The organism is Oceanobacillus luteolus (assembly GCF_023715655.1).
Taxonomy (GTDB): Bacteria; Bacillota; Bacilli; order Bacillales; family Amphibacillaceae; genus Oceanobacillus; species Oceanobacillus luteolus.
In genome coordinates this window covers 1-21540 of record NZ_JAMBON010000020.1, presented here as the reverse complement: position 1 = coordinate 21540, position 21540 = coordinate 1, and the positions used below count along the sequence as shown (strand labels likewise).

General features: G+C 38.7%; 33 protein-coding genes. 31 read left to right on the top strand and 2 right to left on the bottom strand.

Translation table 11 applies throughout. The annotated features are described in order from the left end of the window. Positions 1–2: 2 nt before the first annotated feature. From rpsC to rpsI, 28 genes are all read left to right on the top strand, one after another. Positions 3–644 (top strand): 30S ribosomal protein S3, encoded by a 642-nt coding sequence (gene rpsC, locus M3210_RS12195; protein ID WP_251514750.1) that lies wholly within the window; start codon positions 3–5, stop codon positions 642–644. A gap of 17 nt (positions 645–661) precedes the next feature. Further along, the gene (gene rplP / locus M3210_RS12190) at positions 662–1096 is read left to right on the top strand and encodes a 50S ribosomal protein L16 (protein WP_251514749.1); all 435 of its coding nucleotides are present in this window, start codon (positions 662–664) and stop codon (positions 1094–1096) included. Beyond that, positions 1086–1286 carry a 50S ribosomal protein L29 gene (gene rpmC / locus M3210_RS12185; protein WP_251514787.1) on the top strand — a complete coding sequence of 67 codons (201 nt, stop codon included), beginning with the start codon at positions 1086–1088 and terminating at the stop codon, positions 1284–1286. The genes rplP and rpmC overlap by 11 nt, the downstream gene beginning before the upstream one ends. Before the next feature lie 25 nt (positions 1287–1311). Continuing rightward, the gene (gene rpsQ / locus M3210_RS12180; RefSeq protein WP_251514748.1) at positions 1312–1575 is read left to right on the top strand and encodes a 30S ribosomal protein S17; all 264 of its coding nucleotides are present in this window, start codon (positions 1312–1314) and stop codon (positions 1573–1575) included. 43 nt (positions 1576–1618) lie between these two features. Continuing rightward, positions 1619–1987 carry a 50S ribosomal protein L14 gene (gene rplN, locus M3210_RS12175; RefSeq protein ID WP_251514747.1) on the top strand — a complete coding sequence of 123 codons (369 nt, stop codon included), beginning with the start codon at positions 1619–1621 and terminating at the stop codon, positions 1985–1987. Positions 1988–2019: 32 nt separating this feature from the next. Then, positions 2020–2331 carry a 50S ribosomal protein L24 gene (rplX, locus tag M3210_RS12170; RefSeq protein ID WP_251514746.1) on the top strand — a complete coding sequence of 104 codons (312 nt, stop codon included), beginning with the start codon at positions 2020–2022 and terminating at the stop codon, positions 2329–2331. A gap of 27 nt (positions 2332–2358) precedes the next feature. Beyond that, complete coding sequence (rplE, locus tag M3210_RS12165) at positions 2359–2898, top strand: 50S ribosomal protein L5 (RefSeq protein ID WP_251514745.1); 540 nt, start codon at positions 2359–2361, stop codon at positions 2896–2898. 25 nt (positions 2899–2923) lie between these two features. Beyond that, on the top strand, positions 2924–3109 hold the full coding sequence (gene rpsN / locus M3210_RS12160) for a 30S ribosomal protein S14 (RefSeq protein ID WP_206269980.1): 186 nt from the start codon (positions 2924–2926) through the stop codon (positions 3107–3109). A 29-nt stretch (positions 3110–3138) separates the two neighbouring features. Then, positions 3139–3537 carry a 30S ribosomal protein S8 gene (gene rpsH, locus M3210_RS12155; protein ID WP_251514744.1) on the top strand — a complete coding sequence of 133 codons (399 nt, stop codon included), beginning with the start codon at positions 3139–3141 and terminating at the stop codon, positions 3535–3537. A gap of 28 nt (positions 3538–3565) precedes the next feature. Further along, positions 3566–4102 carry a 50S ribosomal protein L6 gene (rplF, locus tag M3210_RS12150; protein WP_251514743.1) on the top strand — a complete coding sequence of 179 codons (537 nt, stop codon included), beginning with the start codon at positions 3566–3568 and terminating at the stop codon, positions 4100–4102. Positions 4103–4132: 30 nt separating this feature from the next. Beyond that, positions 4133–4495: a 50S ribosomal protein L18 gene (gene rplR, locus M3210_RS12145; RefSeq protein WP_251514742.1), complete on the top strand. Its 363-nt coding sequence runs from the start codon at positions 4133–4135 to the stop codon at positions 4493–4495. Between the two features lie 24 nt (positions 4496–4519). Next, positions 4520–5023: a 30S ribosomal protein S5 gene (rpsE, locus tag M3210_RS12140; protein ID WP_251514741.1), complete on the top strand. Its 504-nt coding sequence runs from the start codon at positions 4520–4522 to the stop codon at positions 5021–5023. Between the two features lie 13 nt (positions 5024–5036). Continuing rightward, entirely contained in the window at positions 5037–5219 is a 183-nt protein-coding gene (gene rpmD / locus M3210_RS12135; protein WP_251514740.1) for a 50S ribosomal protein L30, read from the top strand. A 28-nt stretch (positions 5220–5247) separates the two neighbouring features. Continuing rightward, positions 5248–5688: a 50S ribosomal protein L15 gene (gene rplO, locus M3210_RS12130; protein ID WP_251514739.1), complete on the top strand. Its 441-nt coding sequence runs from the start codon at positions 5248–5250 to the stop codon at positions 5686–5688. Next, positions 5688–6983, top strand: coding sequence for a preprotein translocase subunit SecY (gene secY, locus M3210_RS12125; RefSeq protein ID WP_251514738.1), 1296 nt, complete (start codon positions 5688–5690; stop codon positions 6981–6983). The genes rplO and secY overlap by 1 nt, the downstream gene beginning before the upstream one ends. Before the next feature lie 35 nt (positions 6984–7018). Further along, complete coding sequence (locus tag M3210_RS12120) at positions 7019–7669, top strand: adenylate kinase (protein ID WP_251514736.1); 651 nt, start codon at positions 7019–7021, stop codon at positions 7667–7669. A gap of 394 nt (positions 7670–8063) precedes the next feature. After that, a complete protein-coding gene (gene infA, locus M3210_RS12115) occupies positions 8064–8282 on the top strand; it encodes a translation initiation factor IF-1 (RefSeq protein WP_156857249.1) in 219 nt (72 codons plus the stop codon). Between the two features lie 28 nt (positions 8283–8310). Then, positions 8311–8424, top strand: a complete 114-nt coding sequence (gene rpmJ, locus M3210_RS12110) for a 50S ribosomal protein L36 (RefSeq protein WP_010095733.1) — start codon at positions 8311–8313, stop codon at positions 8422–8424. A 20-nt stretch (positions 8425–8444) separates the two neighbouring features. After that, positions 8445–8810: a 30S ribosomal protein S13 gene (rpsM, locus tag M3210_RS12105; RefSeq protein ID WP_251514733.1), complete on the top strand. Its 366-nt coding sequence runs from the start codon at positions 8445–8447 to the stop codon at positions 8808–8810. Between the two features lie 22 nt (positions 8811–8832). Further along, positions 8833–9222, top strand: coding sequence for a 30S ribosomal protein S11 (rpsK, locus tag M3210_RS12100; protein ID WP_251514731.1), 390 nt, complete (start codon positions 8833–8835; stop codon positions 9220–9222). A gap of 252 nt (positions 9223–9474) precedes the next feature. Then, entirely contained in the window at positions 9475–10419 is a 945-nt protein-coding gene (locus tag M3210_RS12095; RefSeq protein WP_251514728.1) for a DNA-directed RNA polymerase subunit alpha, read from the top strand. A 37-nt stretch (positions 10420–10456) separates the two neighbouring features. Next, a complete protein-coding gene (gene rplQ, locus M3210_RS12090; RefSeq protein ID WP_251514726.1) occupies positions 10457–10813 on the top strand; it encodes a 50S ribosomal protein L17 in 357 nt (118 codons plus the stop codon). A gap of 735 nt (positions 10814–11548) precedes the next feature. Continuing rightward, positions 11549–12388 carry an energy-coupling factor ABC transporter ATP-binding protein gene (locus M3210_RS12085; protein WP_251514724.1) on the top strand — a complete coding sequence of 280 codons (840 nt, stop codon included), beginning with the start codon at positions 11549–11551 and terminating at the stop codon, positions 12386–12388. Continuing rightward, the gene (locus M3210_RS12080) at positions 12364–13227 is read left to right on the top strand and encodes an energy-coupling factor ABC transporter ATP-binding protein (protein ID WP_251514721.1); all 864 of its coding nucleotides are present in this window, start codon (positions 12364–12366) and stop codon (positions 13225–13227) included. The genes M3210_RS12085 and M3210_RS12080 overlap by 25 nt, the downstream gene beginning before the upstream one ends. A 1-nt stretch (position 13228) precedes the next feature. Beyond that, on the top strand, positions 13229–14032 hold the full coding sequence (locus tag M3210_RS12075; protein WP_251514719.1) for an energy-coupling factor transporter transmembrane component T family protein: 804 nt from the start codon (positions 13229–13231) through the stop codon (positions 14030–14032). A 12-nt stretch (positions 14033–14044) separates the two neighbouring features. After that, complete coding sequence (gene truA / locus M3210_RS12070) at positions 14045–14788, top strand: tRNA pseudouridine(38-40) synthase TruA (RefSeq protein ID WP_251514717.1); 744 nt, start codon at positions 14045–14047, stop codon at positions 14786–14788. A 193-nt stretch (positions 14789–14981) separates the two neighbouring features. Further along, positions 14982–15419: a 50S ribosomal protein L13 gene (gene rplM / locus M3210_RS12065; protein WP_251514715.1), complete on the top strand. Its 438-nt coding sequence runs from the start codon at positions 14982–14984 to the stop codon at positions 15417–15419. 19 nt (positions 15420–15438) lie between these two features. Beyond that, entirely contained in the window at positions 15439–15831 is a 393-nt protein-coding gene (gene rpsI / locus M3210_RS12060) for a 30S ribosomal protein S9 (protein ID WP_251514713.1), read from the top strand. Positions 15832–15932: 101 nt separating this feature from the next. On the opposite strand, the gene M3210_RS12055 is transcribed toward rpsI, so the two are convergent. Together M3210_RS12055 and M3210_RS12050 are read right to left on the bottom strand one after the other, a co-directional pair. Next, positions 15933–17102, bottom strand: a complete 1170-nt coding sequence (locus tag M3210_RS12055) for a site-specific integrase (protein ID WP_251514711.1) — start codon at positions 17100–17102, stop codon at positions 15933–15935. Between the two features lie 51 nt (positions 17103–17153). Beyond that, entirely contained in the window at positions 17154–17939 is a 786-nt protein-coding gene (locus M3210_RS12050) for a helix-turn-helix domain-containing protein (protein WP_251514709.1), read from the bottom strand. A 142-nt stretch (positions 17940–18081) separates the two neighbouring features. On the opposite strand from M3210_RS12050, the gene M3210_RS12045 reads away from it, so the two are divergent. The 3 genes from M3210_RS12045 to M3210_RS12035 form a co-directional block, all read left to right on the top strand. Further along, positions 18082–18366, top strand: coding sequence for a helix-turn-helix domain-containing protein (locus M3210_RS12045; RefSeq protein ID WP_251514706.1), 285 nt, complete (start codon positions 18082–18084; stop codon positions 18364–18366). Positions 18367–18587: 221 nt separating this feature from the next. After that, a complete protein-coding gene (locus M3210_RS12040; RefSeq protein ID WP_251514704.1) occupies positions 18588–20204 on the top strand; it encodes a DUF927 domain-containing protein in 1617 nt (538 codons plus the stop codon). 582 nt (positions 20205–20786) lie between these two features. Then, a partial coding sequence (locus M3210_RS12035) for an SAV1803-related protein (RefSeq protein WP_251514702.1) occupies positions 20787–21540 on the top strand: 754 nt, incomplete at its 3' end.

Here is a 21540-nt window from a genome sequence, read left to right as displayed (position 1 = left end):
TAGTGGGTCAAAAAGTACATCCAACGGGTCTTCGCGTAGGAATCATTAAAGACTGGGAGTCAAGATGGTACGCTGGTAAAGACTATGCAGACTTACTACATGAGGATATTAAGATCAGAGAATATCTTGAGAACCGCTTAAAGACAGCCGCTGTTTCTTCTATCGAAATCGAGCGTGCAGCTAACCGTGTGAACATTACGATTCATACAGGTAAACCAGGTATGGTTATCGGAAAAGGCGGATCTGAAGTTGAAGCTCTAAGAAAAGCATTGAACAAATTAACTGGTAAAAGAGTTCATATCAATATCGTTGAAATCAAAAAGGTGGACTTGGACGCAAAATTGGTTGCTGACAGCATTGCACGTCAGTTAGAAAACCGTATTTCATTCCGTCGTGCTCAAAAGCAAGCAATCCAAAGAACAATGCGTACAGGAGCTAAAGGAATCAAAACTCAAGTATCTGGACGTCTAGGTGGAGCGGACATCGCGCGTGCAGAACACTACAGTGAAGGAACAGTACCACTACACACATTACGTGCCGACATCGACTATGGTACAGCAGAAGCTGATACTACTTACGGTAAACTTGGCGTAAAAGTGTGGATCTATCGTGGTGAAGTCCTTCCAACTAAAAAAGAAAAATAAGGAAGGGGGCACTTTATATGTTAATGCCTAAACGTGTAAAATATCGTAGACAACACCGTGGTAAAATGAGAGGTCAAGCGAAAGGCGGTACAACTGTTTCTTTCGGTGAATACGGCCTACAAGCTACAGAAGCTTCTTGGATTACAAGTCGTCAAATTGAAGCTGCCCGTATTGCAATGACACGTTACATGAAACGTGGCGGTAAAGTTTGGATTAAAATCTTCCCAGACAAACCATATACAGCTAAGCCTTTAGAGGTACGTATGGGTTCTGGTAAAGGTGCTCCAGAAGGCTGGGTAGCAGTAGTAAAACCAGGAAAAATTATGTTTGAAATCGCAGGAGTGGACGAAGCTGTAGCTCGTGAAGCGTTACGTCTAGCTGCTCATAAATTGCCTATTAAAACTAAGTTTGTAAAACGCGAAGAAATTGGTGGTGAAAGCAATGAAGGCTAAAGAAATAAGAGAATTAACCACTGCCGAAATTGAAGATAAAGTGAAATCACTAAAAGAAGAATTGTTTAATTTACGCTTCCAGCTTGCTACAGGTCAGTTGGAAAACACTGCACGTATCCGTGAAGTACGTAAATCGATCGCTCGTTTAAAAACAGTTGCTCGTCAACGTGAATTAACTGCAAATAACTGATCTCGAGAGAGGAGGTACTTAAGGTATGTCTGAACGTAATAATCGTAAAGTTTACACAGGCCGTGTTGTATCGGACAAAATGGACAAAACAATCACTGTTGTTGTTGAAACAAACAAAGTCCATAAATTATACGGAAAACGTGTAAAGTACTCCAAAAAGTTTAAGGCACATGATGAAAACAACCAAGCTAAAACTGGTGACATCGTGCGTATCATGGAAACTCGTCCACTATCTGCTACAAAACGTTTCCGCTTAGTGGAAATTGTAGAAGAAGCGGTCATTATATAATCAAAGTTGATTCGGAACAAATCCGAAGGGAGGTCACAGTGTTATGATTCAACAAGAAAGTCGTCTAAAAGTTGCTGATAACTCTGGTGCTCGTGAAGTGCAAACAATCAAAGTTTTAGGTGGATCAGGCCGTAAGACTGCCAATATCGGTGATGTAATTGTTTGCTCGGTGAAAAAAGCAACACCAGGAGGCGTTGTCAAAAAAGGTGACGTCGTTAAAGCGGTAATCGTTCGTTCTAAATCTGGTGCACGTCGTAAAGATGGTTCATACATTCGTTTTGATGAAAATGCTGCTGTAATTATCCGTGATGATCAGAGCCCAAGAGGTACTCGTATCTTTGGACCTGTCGCACGTGAATTACGTGATGCTAAATTCATGAAAATCGTATCTCTAGCTCCAGAAGTATTATAAGTGAATCTTATCCTTAAGGAGGTGCGTAAAGCATGCATGTAAAAAAAGGTGATAAAGTAAAAGTTCTATCCGGAAAAGACCGTGGTAAAACAGGTACAATCCTTGAATTATACCCGAAGAAAGACCGTGTACTTGTTGAAGGAGTCAATATGGTACAAAAACACGCAAAACCTTCTCAAGAAAACCCACAAGGTGGAATCTTAAACCAAGAAGCTGCAATTCACGTGTCTAACGTATTACCAATCGACCCTAAAACAGGTGAACCAACACGAGTTGGCTATGAAGTACGCGACGGTAAGAAAGTGCGTATTGCTAAAAAGTCCGGAGAAGCCTTAGATAAATAAGTTTGAAGTTGAAAGGAGGGCGCCATAATGAACCAATTAAAACAAAAATTTCAAGATGAAGTTACTCCATCTTTAATGAATAAATTTGACTATAAATCTGTCATGCAAGTACCAAAAGTTGAAAAGATCGTAATCAATATGGGTGTTGGTGACGCAGTACAAAACTCTAAAGCATTAGATAGTGCTGTTGAAGAATTATCCCTAATCTCTGGTCAAAAACCATTGATCACTCGTGCTAAGAAATCAATCGCTGGTTTCCGTTTACGTGAAGGAATGCCGATCGGCGCAAAGGTTACACTTCGCGGTGAACGTATGTATGAGTTCCTTCAAAAGTTGATTGCTGTTTCTCTTCCACGTGTACGTGACTTCCGTGGAATCTCAAAAAACGCTTTTGACGGTCGTGGAAACTACACATTAGGTGTAAAAGAACAACTAATTTTCCCGGAGATTAACTACGATAAAGTAAACAAAGTACGCGGACTGGATATCGTTATTGTTACAACTGCTAACACAGACGAAGAAGCGCGTGAGCTTTTATCAGAGTTAGGCATGCCTTTCCAAAAATAAGCTCTAGCATTAAGGAGGGAAATTTGTGGCTAAAAAATCAATGATTGCAAAACAACAACGTAAACAGAAGTACAAAGTTCAAGAATATACTCGCTGTGAACGTTGCGGACGTCCGCATTCTGTAATTCGTAAATTTAAACTTTGCCGTATTTGTTTCCGCGAACTTGCCTATAAAGGTCAAATTCCTGGTGTCAAAAAAGCAAGCTGGTAAACCCCAATCTGGGAAGGAGGTAATGATGAATGGTTATGACAGATCCAATCGCAGATATGCTTACTCGTATACGTAATGCGAATACTGTAAAACATGAAAAGTTGGAGCTTCCTGCTTCAAAAATGAAAAGAGAAATTGCTGATATCCTAAAACGTGAAGGATTCGTTAAGGATTATGAGTATATTGAAGATAACAAACAAGGTGTACTGCGTATTTTCTTGAAATACGGTAAAAACGAAGAAAAAGTAATCACTGGAATCAAACGTATCAGTAAACCTGGTTTACGTGTATATGCAAAAGCCGATGAAGTACCACGTGTATTGAACGGATTAGGAATTGCTATCGTGTCTACTTCAAAAGGTGTACTGTCTGATAAAGAAGCTCGCAGCCAACAAGTTGGTGGCGAAGTACTTGCATATGTTTGGTAATATTCTTTAACCCAAGGAGGTGCAGAAAATGTCTCGTATAGGATTAAAACCGATTGAAATTCCTCAAGGTGTAGAAGTGAAGTTTGATGGTAACCACGTTACTGTTAAAGGACCTAAAGGTGAACTTTCTAAACAAATCCATGAGGATATGAAAATTAACGTTGAAGATAATGTAATCACAATAGAACGTCCAAGTGATCATAAAGAACACCGTGCGTTACACGGAACAAGCCGTACTATGATCGCAAACATGATCGAAGGTGTAACTAACGGATTCCAAAAATCACTTGAAATCCAAGGGGTAGGTTACCGTGCACAAATGCAAGGTAAGAAACTAGTAGTGAATGCTGGTTATTCCCACCCTGTAGAAATCGATCCAATCGAAGGAATTGAAATCGAAGTTCCTAAGAACACAGAATTAACCGTTAAAGGTATCGATAAAGAGCTTGTTGGCGCAGTTGCTGCTAACATCCGTGCAATTCGTCCACCAGAACCTTACAAAGGTAAAGGTATTCGTTATGTTGGCGAACATGTACGCCGTAAAGAAGGTAAAACTGCTAAGTAAGATTAGTTAGGTATGAAAGGAGTGACCTAGATGATCACAAAACCGGACAGAAATGAAACGCGTAAGAGAAGACACGCGCGTGTACGCAAGTTTGTTACTGGAACTGCTGAACGTCCACGTCTAAACGTATATCGTTCAAATAAACATATTTATGCACAATTAATCGACGATGAGAATCGTGTTACGGTTTCTAGCGCTTCTACAAATGATAAAGACTTGAACATTACTAATGGTGGTAACGTTGAAGCTGCGAAATTAGTAGGAGAAGCAATTGCTAAACGTGCTATTGAGAAAGGCTTCAAGTCAGTTGTATTCGACCGTGGAGGCTATCTATATCATGGACGTGTAAAAGCTTTGGCTGAGGCTGCAAGAGAAGCAGGTCTCGAATTTTAATCGATAAAGGAGGTTACCATTTTAATGAATAATTCAATCGATCCAAACAAATTAGATTTAGAAGAACGTGTGGTATCGATCAACCGCGTTTCTAAAGTTGTTAAAGGTGGACGCCGTATGCGTTTTGCTGCATTGGTTGTTGTTGGCGACAAGAACGGTCATGTCGGTTTTGGTACAGGTAAAGCACAAGAAGTACCAGAAGCAATCAAAAAAGCAGTAGACAATGCGAAAAAGAATTTAATCCGTGTTCCACTTGTAGGTACTACAATTCCGCATGAAATCATTGGTGAATTCGGTTCTGGTAATGTACTGATGAAACCTGCTACAGAAGGTACTGGAGTTATCTCTGGTGGACCTGTCCGTGCGGTACTAGAGCTTGCTGGTGTTGGTGATATTCTTACTAAATCACTAGGAGCAAGCACTCCAATCAACGTGATTCGTGCAACAATCAATGGTTTAGAAAATCTTAAAACAGCAGAGGATGTAGCTAAACTACGTGGAAAGTCTGTTGAAGAACTGTTAGGATAAGGAGGGAAACAAAATGTCTAACAAATTAGAAATCACCCTCAAACGCAGTGTGATCGGCGGTACTCAAGTACAAAGAAAAACCGTTGAAGCACTAGGCTTAAAGAAAATCCGTCAATCAGTGGTACTTGAAGATACACCATCTGTTCGTGGTATGATTAATAAAGTATCCCACTTAGTAGACGTTAAAGACGCTTAAAGAAATTTTAACAAGAGGAGGTGCTCCGATGAAACTTCATGAACTAAAAGCGAATGAAGGTACTCGTAAAGAAAGAAACCGTGTAGGACGTGGAATGTCATCTGGAAATGGTAAAACTTCCGGACGTGGACATAAAGGTCAAAAAGCACGTTCAGGCGGTGGTGTTCGTCCAGGGTTCGAAGGTGGACAAATGCCTCTATTTCAACGTTTACCGAAGCGCGGCTTTACAAACATCAATCGTAAAGAGTATGCTATCGTTAATCTAGATAAACTCAACCAGTTTGAAGAAGGCACTGAAGTTACACCTGAGCTATTACTAGAAGTAGGTGTCGTAAGCAAATTAAATTCAGGTATTAAAATACTTGGTAATGGCGCGATCGATAAAAAGCTCACAGTAAAAGCTCATAAGTTCTCTCAAAGTGCGAAAGAAGCAATTGAGGCTGCGGGCGGTAAAACTGAGGTGATCTAATGTTTCGCACAATCTCCAACTTTTGGCGTGTTGCTGACATCAGACAGAAGATACTCTTTACATTAGCGATGTTGATTATTTTCCGTCTGGGCACATTTATTCCTGTACCGTTTACGGATAGAGCAGCACTCGACTTTATCACGAATCAACAAAATGTATTTGGATTCCTAAATACATTCGGTGGAGGAGCTTTACAAAACTTTTCTATTTTTGCGATGGGGATTATGCCTTACATTACTGCTTCCATTATTATGCAGCTATTGCAAATGGATGTTGTCCCTAAATTCACAGAGTGGAAAAAGCAAGGAGAAATGGGCCGTAAGAAAATAGCTCAAGTAACACGCTACTTTACTATAGTACTTGCGTTTATCCAGGCGATTGCCATGTCGGTAGGATTCAATGCGATGGCAGGCGGCCTATTGATTCAAGATCCTGGTTTTGTGAAATTCTTGGTTATAGCGCTCACCCTCACTGCAGGAACAGCATTCCTAATGTGGTTAGGTGAACAGATAACTGCACATGGAGTAGGTAATGGAATCTCCATCCTTATCTTTGCGGGTATCGTTGCAGCTGTACCAAATGGGGTTACCCAGCTAGTCAGTCAGTATTTCGTTAATGCTGGAGATGAGCTGTTCATTAACATTATTATTGTCACGATCATTTTACTTGTTGTAATTGCGGTAACGGTTGGCGTTATATACGTAAACCAAGCACTGCGTAAGATACCAATTCAATATGCGAAGAAATTGGTTAATCGTTCACCTGTAGGTGGTCAATCTACACACTTACCAATCAAGGTGAATGCAGCTGGAGTTATTCCAGTAATCTTTGCGAGTGCCTTCATGATGGCACCAACTACGATTGCTGGTTTCTACGAAGGAAATTCGGTTGCTAATACGATTTATAATATATTCCAATTTACAGAACCAATTGGAATGGTGATTTATGCAGCGTTGATTATCGCATTTACTTATTTCTATACATTTGTTCAAGTCAACCCAGAGCAAATGGCAGAGAACTTGCAAAAGCAAAGTGGATATATTCCGGGTATCCGACCTGGACATAACACGGAAATGTATCTCACTCGTGTGATTAAGCGGCTGACATTTGTAGGAGCGCTGTTCTTGGCAGCTGTTTCCATTCTACCGATTATCTTAGGAAGTGTTGCAAATCTGCCTCAATCCGTTCAGATTGGCGGAACAAGCTTACTAATCGTTGTAGGGGTTGCTTTGACAACAATGAAACAGTTGGAAGGACAATTAGTGAAGCGTCACTACAAAGGTTTTATTAAATAATTTCCTGCCAAAAGTGAAAAAGCGAGGGGAAACTATTGAATTTAATTTTAATGGGTCTACCTGGTGCTGGAAAAGGCACTCAGGCAGACAAAATAAAAGAAAAATACAACATCCCTCATATTTCTACAGGGGATATGTTCCGATCAGCAATTAAAGAAGGTACAGACCTCGGGAAAAAGGCAAAAGAATTCATGGATCAAGGAGCACTTGTTCCAGATGAAGTCACGATTGGAATTGTGAGAGAGCGTTTGATGAAGGATGACTGTAAGAACGGTTTTCTATTGGATGGTTTTCCGAGAACCATCGCACAAGCTGAAGCATTAGAAGAGCTTCTCACAGAATTAAACCAATCCATTGATTTTGTGTTGCATGTAGATGTTCCAGCAGAAAAATTAGTGGAGCGTTTATCCGGCCGACGAATTTGTCCGACTTGTGGAACAGCATATCATATCGTATTCAATCCTCCGAAAGAGGAAGGAATCTGCGATAAAGATGGTTCAACATTAACCCAACGCGATGATGATAAGCCTGAAACGGTGAAAAATCGTTTAGCCGTAAACCTTGAGCAAATGCAGCCTTTACTCGACTTTTACCAAGAGAAAGGGTATCTTGCACGAGTAAATGGAGACCAAGATATTGATGTTGTTTTCCAAGAGATTGAATCCAAGTTGGAAAACCTGGCTTAAGACGCTCAGAATAGGTGCAATTCTTTCTCTGTAAAGTTATAATGAAGGGCGTAGTAGCAACTGTTTAAAGTGTAACTTTATGCTTTATCCACGTTGTTCGCGATCGCACCGGTGTAGGTGAAATTCGTTCCTGTTTTTCTTGGATGTGAAACGGGCGAGTGCCAGTCGCAAGTGTTGTGGATGATCGGTACGTCTTATTAGCAGATGGAGAGTAAATCGAAGCCAATAAGCCGAAGAAGATACATTCTTCTAAAGAGAGCTTAAGGACTTATTATCTCCAGAAGTCCCAATAGCCTTCTAGAAACTGATTACGTCACAAACGGGAAATTGCTATTTCAATTTGCTTGGTCTTCAAGCGATGTGACTGATTTGAAGAAGGGAGACTAAAAACACGATGGCGAAAGATGATGTTATTGAAGTGGAAGGCACTGTAACGGAAACATTACCGAATGCAATGTTTCATGTTGAGCTTGAAAACGGGCATACCGTTTTAGCGCATGTATCTGGAAAAATTCGTATGCACTACATTCGAATCTTACCAGGTGACAAGGTTACAGTTGAACTTTCTCCGTATGATTTAACAAGAGGTCGAATTACGTACCGTTATAAATAATGCTCCGATATTAAAGGAGGTACTAAGGATGAAAGTAAGAGCATCTGTAAAACCAATTTGCGAAAAATGTAAAGTAATTAAGCGTAAAGGCAAAGTAATGGTAATTTGTGAAAATCCAAAGCATAAACAAAAACAAGGCTAAACAGGAGGTGCTAAAACAGTATGGCACGTATTGCAGGTATTGATATCCCACGTGACAAACGAGTAGTTATTTCCTTGACGTATATTTACGGAATTGGTAAATCAACTGCACAACAAGTCCTTAAAGAAGCAAACGTTTCTGAAGATACTCGCGTTCGCGATTTAACTGAAGACGAATTAGGACGTATCCGTAAAGCGATCGAGTCACTTACGATTGAAGGAGATCTTCGCCGTGAAGTTTCCCTTAACATCAAACGTCTAATGGAAATCGGTTCTTACCGTGGTTTACGTCATCGTCGTGGATTACCAGTTCGTGGTCAAAAAACGAAGAACAACTCTCGTACACGTAAAGGCCCACGTAAAACAATGGCTAACAAGAAGAAGTAATTTGAAAGGAGGATCATTTTAAATGGCTCGTAATACAAACACACGTAAACGTCGTGTCAAAAAGAATGTTGAGGCAGGTATCGCACATATCCGTTCTACATTCAACAACACGATTGTAACGATTACTGACCAAAAAGGTAATGCTATTTCTTGGAGTTCTGCTGGTGCATTAGGGTTCAAAGGTTCTCGTAAATCTACTCCTTTTGCAGCTCAAATGGCTGCTGAAACAGCTGCAAAAACAGCAGTAGAGAATGGTATGAAACACCTAGAAGTAACCGTTAAAGGACCAGGAGCAGGACGTGAAGCAGCAATTCGTTCACTTCAAGCAGCTGGCTTAGAAGTAACTGCAATTGTTGACGTAACACCGGTTCCTCATAATGGTTGTCGCCCACCGAAACGTCGTCGTGTATAATCCACTGCATTTGGTTACTAATAGAGCTAATTTGATAGCTTTTTAGTAAACATCGTATAGATTTTGTCACCCTGTCTATACTGGGTTATAATGGTAATATTATACTCTGCACGTTTTTTAGTAAACGATAGATAGGAATGTACGAAGGAAAGACAGGTAGTGCTGGAATTTGCGCGACTGCCTACTTGAGGAATTTCGGTTAGACTTTTGGTCTAACCGGGGTTTCGACGTTTTTAAGGAGGGTTTTATTTAATGATTGAAATTGAGAAACCAAAAATTGAAACGGTTGAAATTAGTGATGATGCTACATTTGGAAAATTCGTAGTTGAACCTCTTGAGCGTGGATATGGTGCCACTCTTGGAAACTCCTTGCGTCGTATTTTACTGTCCTCACTTCCGGGTGCTGCTGTTACTTCAGTTCAGATTGACGGTGCATTGCATGAATTTTCCACGATCGACGGCGTGGTAGAAGATGTGACTACTATCATCTTGAACTTAAAGAAGCTCGCACTTAAAATCTATTCTGATGAACCAAAGACATTGGAATTAGATATTCAGGGTAAAGCTAATGTGACTGCTGCAGATTTGACATATGACAGCGACGTTGAAGTGATGAATCCAGATCTTCACATTGCAACGGTTAACAGCAAGGGTCGCTTGTATATGAAAATGACTGCTGAACGCGGTCGTGGCTATCGCCCGGCTGAGGAAAACAAACATGAAGAACAACCAATTGGAGTCATTCCAGTAGATTCTATCTTTACACCAGTTGAGCGTGTGACCTACCAAGTAGAGAATACGCGTGTTGGGCAGATAGTTGACTATGATAAATTAACGCTTGAAGTAACGACTGACGGCAGTATTCGTCCAGAAGAAGCTGTTTCTTTAGGTGCAAAAGTTATTTCAGAGCATCTTAATATTTTCATCGGTTTGACAGATGAAGCTCAAAACGTTGAAATCATGGTGGAAAAAGAAGAAGATCAAAAAGAAAAAGTAATGGAAATGACGATTGAAGAACTCGATCTTTCTGTAAGATCATATAACTGCTTAAAGCGTGCTGGTATCAATACTGTTCAGGAACTTACAACAAAGACCGAAGAGGATATGATGAAAGTGCGTAACTTAGGTCGTAAATCATTGGATGAGGTTAAGAATAAACTTTCTGATCTCGGATTAGGTTTACGAAATGATGACTAAGCAGTCACCTTTAGATTGTAAAAAGGAGGGATAGTCCATGACTAGAAAGTTAGGACGTACCACAGATCATCGTATGGCACTACTTCGTAACCTTGCATCTGATTTAATTATTCATGAACGCCTCGAAGTAACAGAAGCAAAAGCGAAAGAGCTTAGATCTGTAGTCGATAAAATGATTACACTTGGCAAACGTGGTGATCTTCATGCACGTCGTCAAGCAGCAGCATTTCTTTATAACAAAGAAACAGAAGATGACAACTCAGTGATTCAAAAGCTTTTCGATGACGTTGCAAAACGTTATGAAGATAGACAAGGCGGCTATACACGTGTACTTAAACTCGGTGAGCGCCAAGGCGATGGAGCACCCATGGCAATCATTGAATTGGTTAAATAAAAAAAGGCAAGGGCAGGACGAAATCTCTCCTAAAGAGGTGAATCCAAGCCCTTTTTTTGTATAAAGAAGTAGAGTAGAGAGCGCTATTTTATGGCATACTTTGATTTTCGTGCTCATATTATTTTCAAGCCATAGAAGCCCTCTCAGTGCATGAATCGAATAAGAATCAGAGTGTTCATGTCCATAGAGGCCCTCTCAGTGCATGAATCGAATAAGAATCAGAGTGTTCATGTCCATAGAGGCCCTCTCAGTGCATGAATCGAAAAAGAATCAGAGTGTTCATGTTCATAGAGGCCCTCTCAGTGCATGAATCGAAAAAGAATTAGAGAGTTCGCGTTCATAGAAGCTCTCTCAGTGCATGAATCGAATGAGAATTAGATTGTTCGTGTTCATAGAGTCTCTCTCAGTGCACGAATCGAATAAAAGTTAGAGTATTCGTGTTCATAGAGGTCTTCTCAGTACACGAACGATATGAGAATCTGTGGCTTCGTTCCAATAGAATGATACACTATGCGAAACCTTCTTTTTTATTACAAACAGGGAGTTGTTTAGTGGAATCAGGCCAAGAATAATACAAGTTTCTCGGTTCACGAGAAGGAGCAGAGATTAGCAGAGAACGCTTCTAGTAAATTCGGGTCGAAAGATGAGATATTTAAATGATTCTCATCCTATCTTGTTATATACTATAACTTACATAGAAACGACCCACCGTAGAAGCGGGAGGAGGCACGAAAGATGAGAAAGGCTTTGATAGAATTCCGGAATGTTTCATTTCGGTATAGCGATACGAATCCTTGGGTTTTGAAAGATCTTTCATTCTCAATTTATGAAAATGAATTCGTGGCCATTATCGGGCACAATGGCTCGGGAAAATCGACTATTGCTAAATTAGTAAACGGTTTACTTTTTCCCCAAGAGGGAGAAATTTTAATAAATGGCGTTACTGTCAATGAGGAAACGATCTGGGATATCCGTCGTGAAGTTGGTATGGTGTTTCAGAATCCGGATAATCAGTTTGTTGGTGCTACTGTTCAAGATGATGTTGCCTTTGGTATGGAAAATCGTGGGATTCCCCGGGAAGAAATGATTAAAAGAATAGAGGATAATTTAGCTGCAGTCGGTATGCTGGATTATCGTTTAACTGAACCACATCGCCTTTCAGGTGGTCAAAAACAGCGGGTAGCAATCGCCGGTGTGTTGGCTATTTATCCTAAGGTGTTAATTCTGGATGAAGCTACCGCCATGCTTGATCCTAGAGGAAGAAAGGAAATTATGCAGACGGTGGCGAGCCTCAGCGAACAACAAGGGTTGTCACTAATTACGATTACACATGATTTGGCAGAAGTAGTACAAGCTGAACGGATAATTGTGATGAATCAAGGAGAAATATGGGCAGAAGCGACACCGAGAGAGATATTTTCCAAGCGCAATCAACTAAAAGAAATTGGGTTGGATGTTCCATTTGTAGCAATTTTGGCAGATGAGTTAAAACGGGCTGGGATAGAGCTTACGAAGGAACCTTTAAATCATGAGGAACTGTTGGAGGAATTATGGACATTACATTCAAAAACGTAACTTATATTTATCAAAAAAATTCTCCCTTTGAACATAAAGCGCTTGAAAATCTCTCATTCCATATTCCTTCAGGCACATTTGTAGCGATAATCGGTCATACAGGTTCTGGAAAATCAACGTTGATCCAACATTTGAATGGCTTAACTGTTCCAAGTGAAGGTGAAGTGCATATCGGCGATTTTAAACTGACGAATGATGAGAAGCCGAAAAATATGAAAGAGCTTCGAAGTAAAGTTGGGGTCGTATTCCAATATCCAGAACATCAACTGTTTGAAGAAACAATCGCAAAGGATATTGCTTTCGGTCCGCAAAATTTCGGTGTGTCGGAAGAGGAAATTGAAAGACGAACGAAAGAAGCATTACGTCAAGTACGATTATCTGAGGAACTCCTGGAACGTTCCCCCTTTGATTTAAGTGGTGGGCAAAAAAGGCGTGTGGCGATTGCGGGTGTCCTTGCAATCCAACCAGAAGTGCTCGTGCTTGATGAGCCGACAGCTGGTCTCGACCCACGTGGACAGAAGGAAATTATGGATATGTTTTATAACCTGCATCGGGAGGCTGGACTGACAACGATACTTGTCACACATAGCATGGATGATGCTTTGAAATATGCCGACCAAATATTGATTTTAAATAAAGGAACGAAATTCATGGAAGGTACACCAATTGACGTCTTCCGTCAAAAAGAAGCACTGCAAAGTGTGCAATTGGATGTGCCCGAAGTCGTTCAATTCCTGACAAGTTTTGAGGAAAAAATGGGCAAGCCGATAAACTTCTCGAATCAATCGATTGATGAAATTGCAACTTCCATCAGTGAGATTGTAAAAGGAGTGGAATAAAATGAATAACTCCTTGATTATCGGCCAATATGTACCAGGTAACTCATTTATCCACCGTCTAGATCCACGGACAAAAATAACAATAATATTTTTCTTTGTTTTTATCGTATTTTTTGCCAATAATGTACCGAGTTACGGCGTCTTGGTTCTCTTTGCGTTAACTTGTATGTTTACAAGCAAGATTCCAATTCGCTTTATTATGAAGGGTCTTACACCGGTATGGTTTCTCATAATCTTTACGTTTATTCTGCACTTAATCGTAACGAGAGAAGGAACAGTCCTATTTGAGTTAGGAATCTTTGAAATCTATTCAGGAGGACTTATCCAAGGTTTTGCAATTTCAATTCGTTTCTTTCTCTTAATACTTGTTACATCTTTATTAACACTAACGACGACACCAATTGAGATTACAGATGCAATTGAAGACATGCTTCATCCATTAAAAAGATTTAAGTTTCCTGTACATGAGCTTGCCTTGATGATGTCGATTTCTTTACGCTTCATCCCAACGTTGATGCAGGAAACAGATAAGATATCCAAGGCACAAGCTTCACGAGGGGTGGACTTTCGTACAGGCCCATTAAAAGAGCGGATCAAGGCCATTGTCCCATTGCTCGTTCCACTGTTTATCAGCGCATTTAAGCGTGCTGAAGAATTAGCGATGGCGATGGAGGCAAGAGGATATCAAGGCGGAGATAACCGTTCAAAACTGCGGGAATTGCAAATTACGAAGCTTGATATTTTCGGTTATATTATTTTTGTGCTTGTCATAGCTGTTTTATTTGTGACAAGGACCTACGGGTAGAGGTTATAATCCATGACTAGAATTAAATGTACTTTAGCTTATGACGGCTCGAATTTCTATGGTTTTCAGATTCAACCTGATAAGCGGACCGTCGCTGGTGAATTAGAACAGGCACTGAAAAAAATCCATAAAGGCGAATCTATCCGGATTCAAGGTTCAGGACGAACAGATACCGGCGTACATGCGGAAGGACAAGTCATTCATTTTGATTCCAAGCTCTCTTTGGGAGCGGATAACTGGAAGAAGGCATTAAATGCATTGCTTCCTGATGACATCTTCATCAAGGCCGCTGAAATCGTCTCAGAGGACTTTCATGCGCGTTTTAATGCTAAGATGAAGGAATACCACTATTATGTCCGTACAAGCCCTGAGCGCGACGTATTTAGCCGTAATTATGCCTATCATGTTCCTGAGCAGCTCAACCTGACAAAAATGCAAGATGCATGTGCATACTTGAAAGGTACCCATGATTTCACGACTTTTTCATCGGTGAAAGCAACGGTGCAAGGAAGTCGGGTTCGGACACTCTACACTGTAACGTGTGAAGAACATCCAAATGGGTTTCGCTTTGTTTTTATCGGTGATGGGTTTCTTTACAATATGGTCCGTATTCTTGTGAGCTTCCTGCTCGATGTAGGCAGAGGGAAATGGCAACCAGAAGAAACGCTGGAACTACTCGCTGCCAAAGATCGCACGAGGGTAGGAAAAACGATTGGACCAGAAGGTTTATACCTTGTACGGGTCGTTTATGAATAATTAGAAATTTGTATGAAAAAAAGACGGAAAAAATATAACCAAACCTTGACAAAGCACGCGGTTATGTTATATTATGATTTATGGCATTTTATTTCTAAACCATGATTAGCCCCGGAATCTAATTGTGTTTTTTAGAAACTTAAAATACAAAATATGAAACGTGATTTTATATATATATGGAGGGAAAAATACCATGCGCACAACATTCATGGCAAACGAAGCGAACATCGAACGTAAATGGCTTGTTGTTGATGCAGAAGGCAAACGTCTAGGTCGTCTTGCTAGTGAAGTTGCTTCTATCCTTCGCGGAAAGAACAAACCAACTTACACACCACATGCAGACACTGGTGACTATGTCATCGTAATCAACGCAGAAAAAATCGAACTATCAGGTAACAAAGAACAGGACAAAATGTATTACCGTCACTCAAACCACCCAGGTGGATTGAAAGAGAGTAATGCAGCAGAAATGCGTGCTAAGCACCCTGAACGCATGATCGAGCTTGCGGTTAAAGGCATGCTTCCAAAAGGTCCTTTAGGACGTAAAATGTACTCTAAATTACATGTTGTTGTCGGTCCAGAACATAAACATCAAGCACAAAAACCAGAAGTTTACGAGCTTCGTGGGTAATCAAAGGAGGTAAAATTCATTGGCACAAGTACAATACTACGGCACAGGACGTCGTAAAAAATCAACTGCTCGTGTACGTTTAGTACCAGGTTCAGGTAAAGTTACAATCAATGGTCGTGAAGCAAGTGACTATTTCCCATATGAAACACAACTTCTTATTCTAAACCAGCCATTGGCTGCTACAGAAACAGAAGGAACTTATGATGTGTTAGTTAATGTTCACGGTGGTGGATTCACTGGTCAAGCTGGTGCAATTCGTCACGGAATCGCTCGTGCGCTTTTACAAGCTGATCCAGAATATCGTGCTTCCCTAAAACGCGAAGGCTTCCTAACACGTGACCCTAGAATGAAAGAGCGTAAGAAATACGGTCTTAAAGGCGCTCGTCGTGCACCACAGTTCTCAAAACGTTAATATCGTTGGTATATCAACGTTTACAACCTCTTCCTGGGTATATTGGGAAGGGGTTTTTTTATGCTAAGAACTTGATTGAATACCCCTTGAATACCCTTCGCTTAAAAGTTGAGAAAATTATTGATTGTAGCTGTAGCTTTCTCATTCATTACATCTGAAACGTGTGTATAGACATTCATCGTTGTTTGGATATCTTTATGTCCCAAACGTGCCTGTGTAGCTTTTATTGGAACTCCGGCTTCACATAAATGAGAAGCGTGTGTATGTCGCAATCCGTGAACTGTAATCCTAGGCAAGTCAGTATGTTTGTTGAAAAAGCTGTATAGTGACTCATTTGGCGAAGCTAGACGGAGATATTTCATTACTCCTTCATCTTTATCAAAACGGGTAAATACAGGCACTTGTTCAGCACTATAAGGTATACCCAACAGTTCATATTCTTTTCTTTGGATATTTTGCCACTCTTGAAGCGTAGAGAGTGTGGGTTCGTTAAATTCAACTATCCTTCTCGAATTGATAGTCTTTGGTTGATGCAACGCTTGAATACCATCATATTGAGCAAGTGTTTTTCTAACAAAGACGGTTCGGTTGGTAAAATCAATATCTGACCAGTGTAATGCGAGAGCTTCGCCTTTTCTTAATCCAGTGACGGCCAACAGACGAAATAGCGTGTAATTTTTAAAGGTCATATCTTCTTTTGCTCTCTTTAAAAATTCTTGCAGTTCGTCTTTAGTGAAGAAATTCCCTTTCTCCTCATCTTCATCATAAAAGAGCTCACTATGCAATTTAGGAATTGTTACATATTCCATAGGGTTCCTCTGGATTAAACCATACTTCATAGCGTACTTAAACACGAGGTTTGCCTGAATTTTGTAATCATTAAATGTCTTTAATTCAGTTGCCCACTCATTGATTACTTTTTGACAATATAGGTTTGTGATATTAGCAATTTTTAAATGTCCGAACTTAGGCAGTATCCGTTTAAATTTGCTTTGAATAGCTTTAATGGTTGTTGGCTTTACCTCAAGCTTATGTTGTTTGATCCAAAGCTCATATACATCTCTAAATGTAAGTTCGTTAACACTACCAGGACCATCCTCATTTACTTCCAAACGAAGCTGAGCTAAAGCGATTTGGGCTTCTTTCCTAGATTTAAATCCTCTTCTAGTCGTTCTTTTCTTTTTCCCCGTGATTGGGTCAATACCAATATAAAAGTTGAACATATAGGCTTTTGAGCCGTCTTTCTTTTTGTATTCTTTAATATTTGCCAATTAATACCTTTCCTTTCCATACGCTGGCGGGCGATATGGGTAAAGGTAACATTAGTTAAAGTGAAAAAATATAGCTGTTTCTCCAGTTTCTTTGTCAAAATGAATGTCTTCAATATCAGGATATTTAAATTTTAAATAAGCAAAATTAGCGATTTTTTTATTATTACCTACTTTACCTTTTTTAAAGTTTTCCCAGCTAAGATCCTCTGGGTCAGCGTAGCTAATTGGGACATTTATACTTAATCCGAATATAGAACCTCGTTCAAACCCTTCCCAGTTAACATACGCTAAAGAAGGAGTCTCTTTGTTAGCAAAATCCATATTCCATAGTAGATCTGTAACGATTAAATAAGCCATAACATTGAGAGCAATTTTATTCTCATTTGGATTAAACTTAATACTTAAATCATGATTTGTATGTTCGGGCTTATAATCATCAAATGTGATGTGTAAATATGACTTTTCGTTCTTGCTGTTGACTTTGAAATATAAAACAGAAAAGGTAAAGTCATAAATTAATTCGGGTTCTCCACCACTTTCTAAATCAGCCCAGATTTGATAACGAAATGGTCTGCACTCATGGCTTTTTAAAGGAGTATAGTCATTTTCAATGCTTTTTACATGCATAGCGTACAAATCAGTTACTTCTTCTAACAAATCCGAGATTCCTACATTTGTGGCATTTAAAATTTTGTTTAACGTATCGTACTGAATTCCTTTACTTTTATTATTCACCATTAAACTAATAGTGTTTTTCGAGATACCAGTTCGTTCATGAAGTTCTGTGATTGATATTCCTTTATTATCTAGTATTTCTTTTAGCCTCATTCTAATCATTTTTACCACCTCCTTTTAAGAATATAATACCATATATAGTATAAAAAACAAACATATAGTATAAAATCATTGACATTATTTTTTGTAATGATACTATATGAAGTATAATAATACTATATGCAGTTAAAAGGAGGTGATTTCTATGCAAATGAATGTTCCAATACAATTATCCAATGATTTTATTGCTTCCTATGAAAAAGCTTTGTTGGAGATGACACAGCAAGTTGTAGAGAAAGTTCAATTGGATAGTGATTATAAGCCTTATATGAATAAGAAAGAAGCTGCACAGTACATTGGAGTTAGCTTTAATACCTTCCAAAAGCTAGAGAAAATGGGGCTTCCAATAATTGAAATTGATGGGATTCGTTTAGTAAGGAAGCAGGACATTGATGATTTCTTGGATGAACATAAAAACACAATGAAATAAGCACTATGCTGGCGGGCAATATGTGCAAAGGAAGGATAAGAGGAATTGGATTGTGGAAACAAAAAGTCTCCCGATGCTGCAACATCAGGAGACCCACATACACTCCATTTTGAAAGGAGATTCTTGATGGATATTTTGATACTTCAATTTTATAACATTCTAGGAGAGTTGGCAACGTCCCGGCGTAGGGGGTGCTGGGATTGACGGTCTACGAGGAATTCATGAAAGAGGTAGAAGGGTTTGGAATTCCAAGCCCTTTTTTCATGAAAGACAATAAGCTAATGCGACTAAATGAAAAAGATAATGAAGAAGAATTTATTAGCAGACAAATTCCCTATGTTACAAAGTGTTTTGACGACATAGAGAAAAACAATGTTCAGTATGAATTAAAATGGTTTAATGACGGCAAAGTGTACAGTGAAGTGGTTCCTGCAATTGCATTAGCAACGAAGCGAGAAGTGATTGCACTTGCAAACAAAGGGTTAAGTAGCAACGATCGAAATGCACGCCACCTAATTGAGTATTTCGATTTGTTTCTAGAAAAAAATAAACTGAAGCGTTCAGTGGTTGTCAGTCACCTGGGTTATGTGGGAAATCATTTTATTCATCCACTGATAGAGTCCAAGTTTCGCATTGTTCCACCTGATGAGGGAGAGATACAAAGGCTTAAAGCTATCAAGTGCAGTGGGACTGTTGAGGATTGGATAACAAATGTGTTGGAACCTCTTTATGATAATCCAAAGGCATTATTTCCTATTATGGCATCATTTGCTTCTGTACTCTTTAAGGAATTTGATTTAAGTCCAATTATTGTTGATATATCTGGTATTTCTTCAAGTGGTAAGACTACCGTTCAAAAGGTTTGTGCCAGTGTTTGGGGGAAGCCAAGTGGTTATATTAGTTCAATGCTTACAACGAAGGTAGCAATTGAGCGAATTGCTTCATTTCTCAATGCATTTCCCTTAATTCTTGACGATACAAATACAGCTCATGATAAAAAAGCATTACAACAGATCATTTACTTATTTGGTAATGGAACAGGGAAAATGCGGGGCAGTCTAGACGGCAGTCGGGGGACGAGCTCTTGGCAATCGGTATTTATCACTACAGGTGAAAATAACATTTTAGAATACACAAATTCACAAGGGAGTGCTGCACGAGTTATTCCGATCACAAACTTTAAGTTTATAAATAAAACTGCTGATTATTTTACTCTCTTGAATCAAAATGTAGAGCTATATTACGGAAGTATAGGGCTTGAGTTCATAAAACGCTGGGGGAATCATTCAGAGCGATTTAAAAGCAGATTTAAGGAGCTAACGAATCTATTTCAATCCAATACTAACAATAATATCATGCGTAGAATAGCCTTGCATTTTGCATTTATCGTATATGTCGCAGAAGTCTTAAATGAACTATTTAAAGACGAAGGTATGAAAATTCCAGTTAGCGATTTTAAAGATTTATTTAATGCTATATGCTCTGAAAATGACCATGTAGATCGAGCTAAGAATGTATTAATAGAGATACTTGAGGAGCTAGATGCCAATAGAAATCATATCTTTGCTGAATATGAATCGAATAGCGGCATTCACGCAATCTTTAATAAGAATGGGTTATATTTAACCATCGACTATATAAATAAGAGATTGGGAGAGGATGCAAAGCAGATAAGACAAGCGTGGATGAATCAACAGCTTACCCTTGAACAAAAGAATGGAAGGAAGATCGTCGATTATAAAGCTATAACTCATAAAAAGCAAAATTTCCGAGTTACTCAGGTAAATCCAGAGTTTATAGAAGAACAAGGTTTTAATTTTTCTAGAAACTATTTTTAACTTAAGATATTATAGTGTGTAATTTTGTAATTATGTAATTAAGAGTTATAAAGTCAGTCATTTGAGGGACAAAGCGATTACAAATTTAAATACAAAAAAGTTATTGCTAGAAAAAATACAAGAAAAATAGATGGGATTACAAGTGGAATTACTACTTGTAATCCTCCTTTTGTTCCGGTGAAACAGGATTTTGAATAAAATTACAAAATTACAAGTATTGTAGCGTAGCATAATATTTATAATCCAGATATCTATCATATTCCGATTAAATTAAAAATAATTCAAATACTTATGATAAAAAGGACTTACTTAATTAAGTAGTTCGGTGTAAACTGAATTTATAGAAATAATTGAAATGGAAGTTTGTGAAGAAATGTACTTACATTAACGGGGCAGTAGAGTTGTGTAAGGATCGAAACCTTTAACACTGGTGAAACGTATGTAATATTAATTGAAAAGAAAGTAGGAGACTCTATGTCAGCAAATAAGTGGCTTCTGGCATAATTACCACCTTCTCACACCGTAGCTGACTTTATTGGAAGTGTGGAGTTGCATATAAATAAAACAGGGTGGGGATTACAAATGGAAAAAAAAGAAGAGTACTTAGCTTTGCTTTCTAAAACATATGATGAAGCAGTAGAATATTTACTTAAAAAATATGGTGCAGCAAGAGATGATTTCTTCAGGGAACAATCATATGAACGATTCTTAAAAGGAGAAATAAAAAAAATTACAAAAGGGAAGTATTCGAGATCTGTCGAGGGGTTAGAGTGTCATCACATTGATGAAAATAAGTTTTTAAATATGACAAATGAGTCTTTTATAAAAGCTCAAAATATTGCTTTTAAATATCACAAAAAAGAAAGGTTAGTGTTTTGTGATATAGTTGAACATGCTATTCTGCATACTATAATTTCAAAAGAAACCGCGTTAGAATTTGGTATTCCAGGATATCAAGTTTTTTTACGTCCCAAAATAAAGGACTGGTATGTGGAAAAGATTATTCCTAAAAAAAGTAAATGGCATATTGCCTGTTACCATAGATCTTACATAACACCTGAAGACGCATATGAATTATTAGAAAATATGGACAGTATATTGTCTGTTGAACAAAAACGAATAAATCAAGAAGAGTTGGAAGAGAAAAAGATAATGATTCGGAAAGGCAATTTCAAAAACTTAAATAGTGATAGTTCTAGACATGAAATTGTTGGTGCATTGTATGATTTGAATAAAATGGGTGCTTCAGGGTATCTTCATGTATTTAATGATTTTGTATACTCTGAGAAATATAAAAAAAAGATCATCCAACCTGTAGAATTTGAGGATTTTGAAA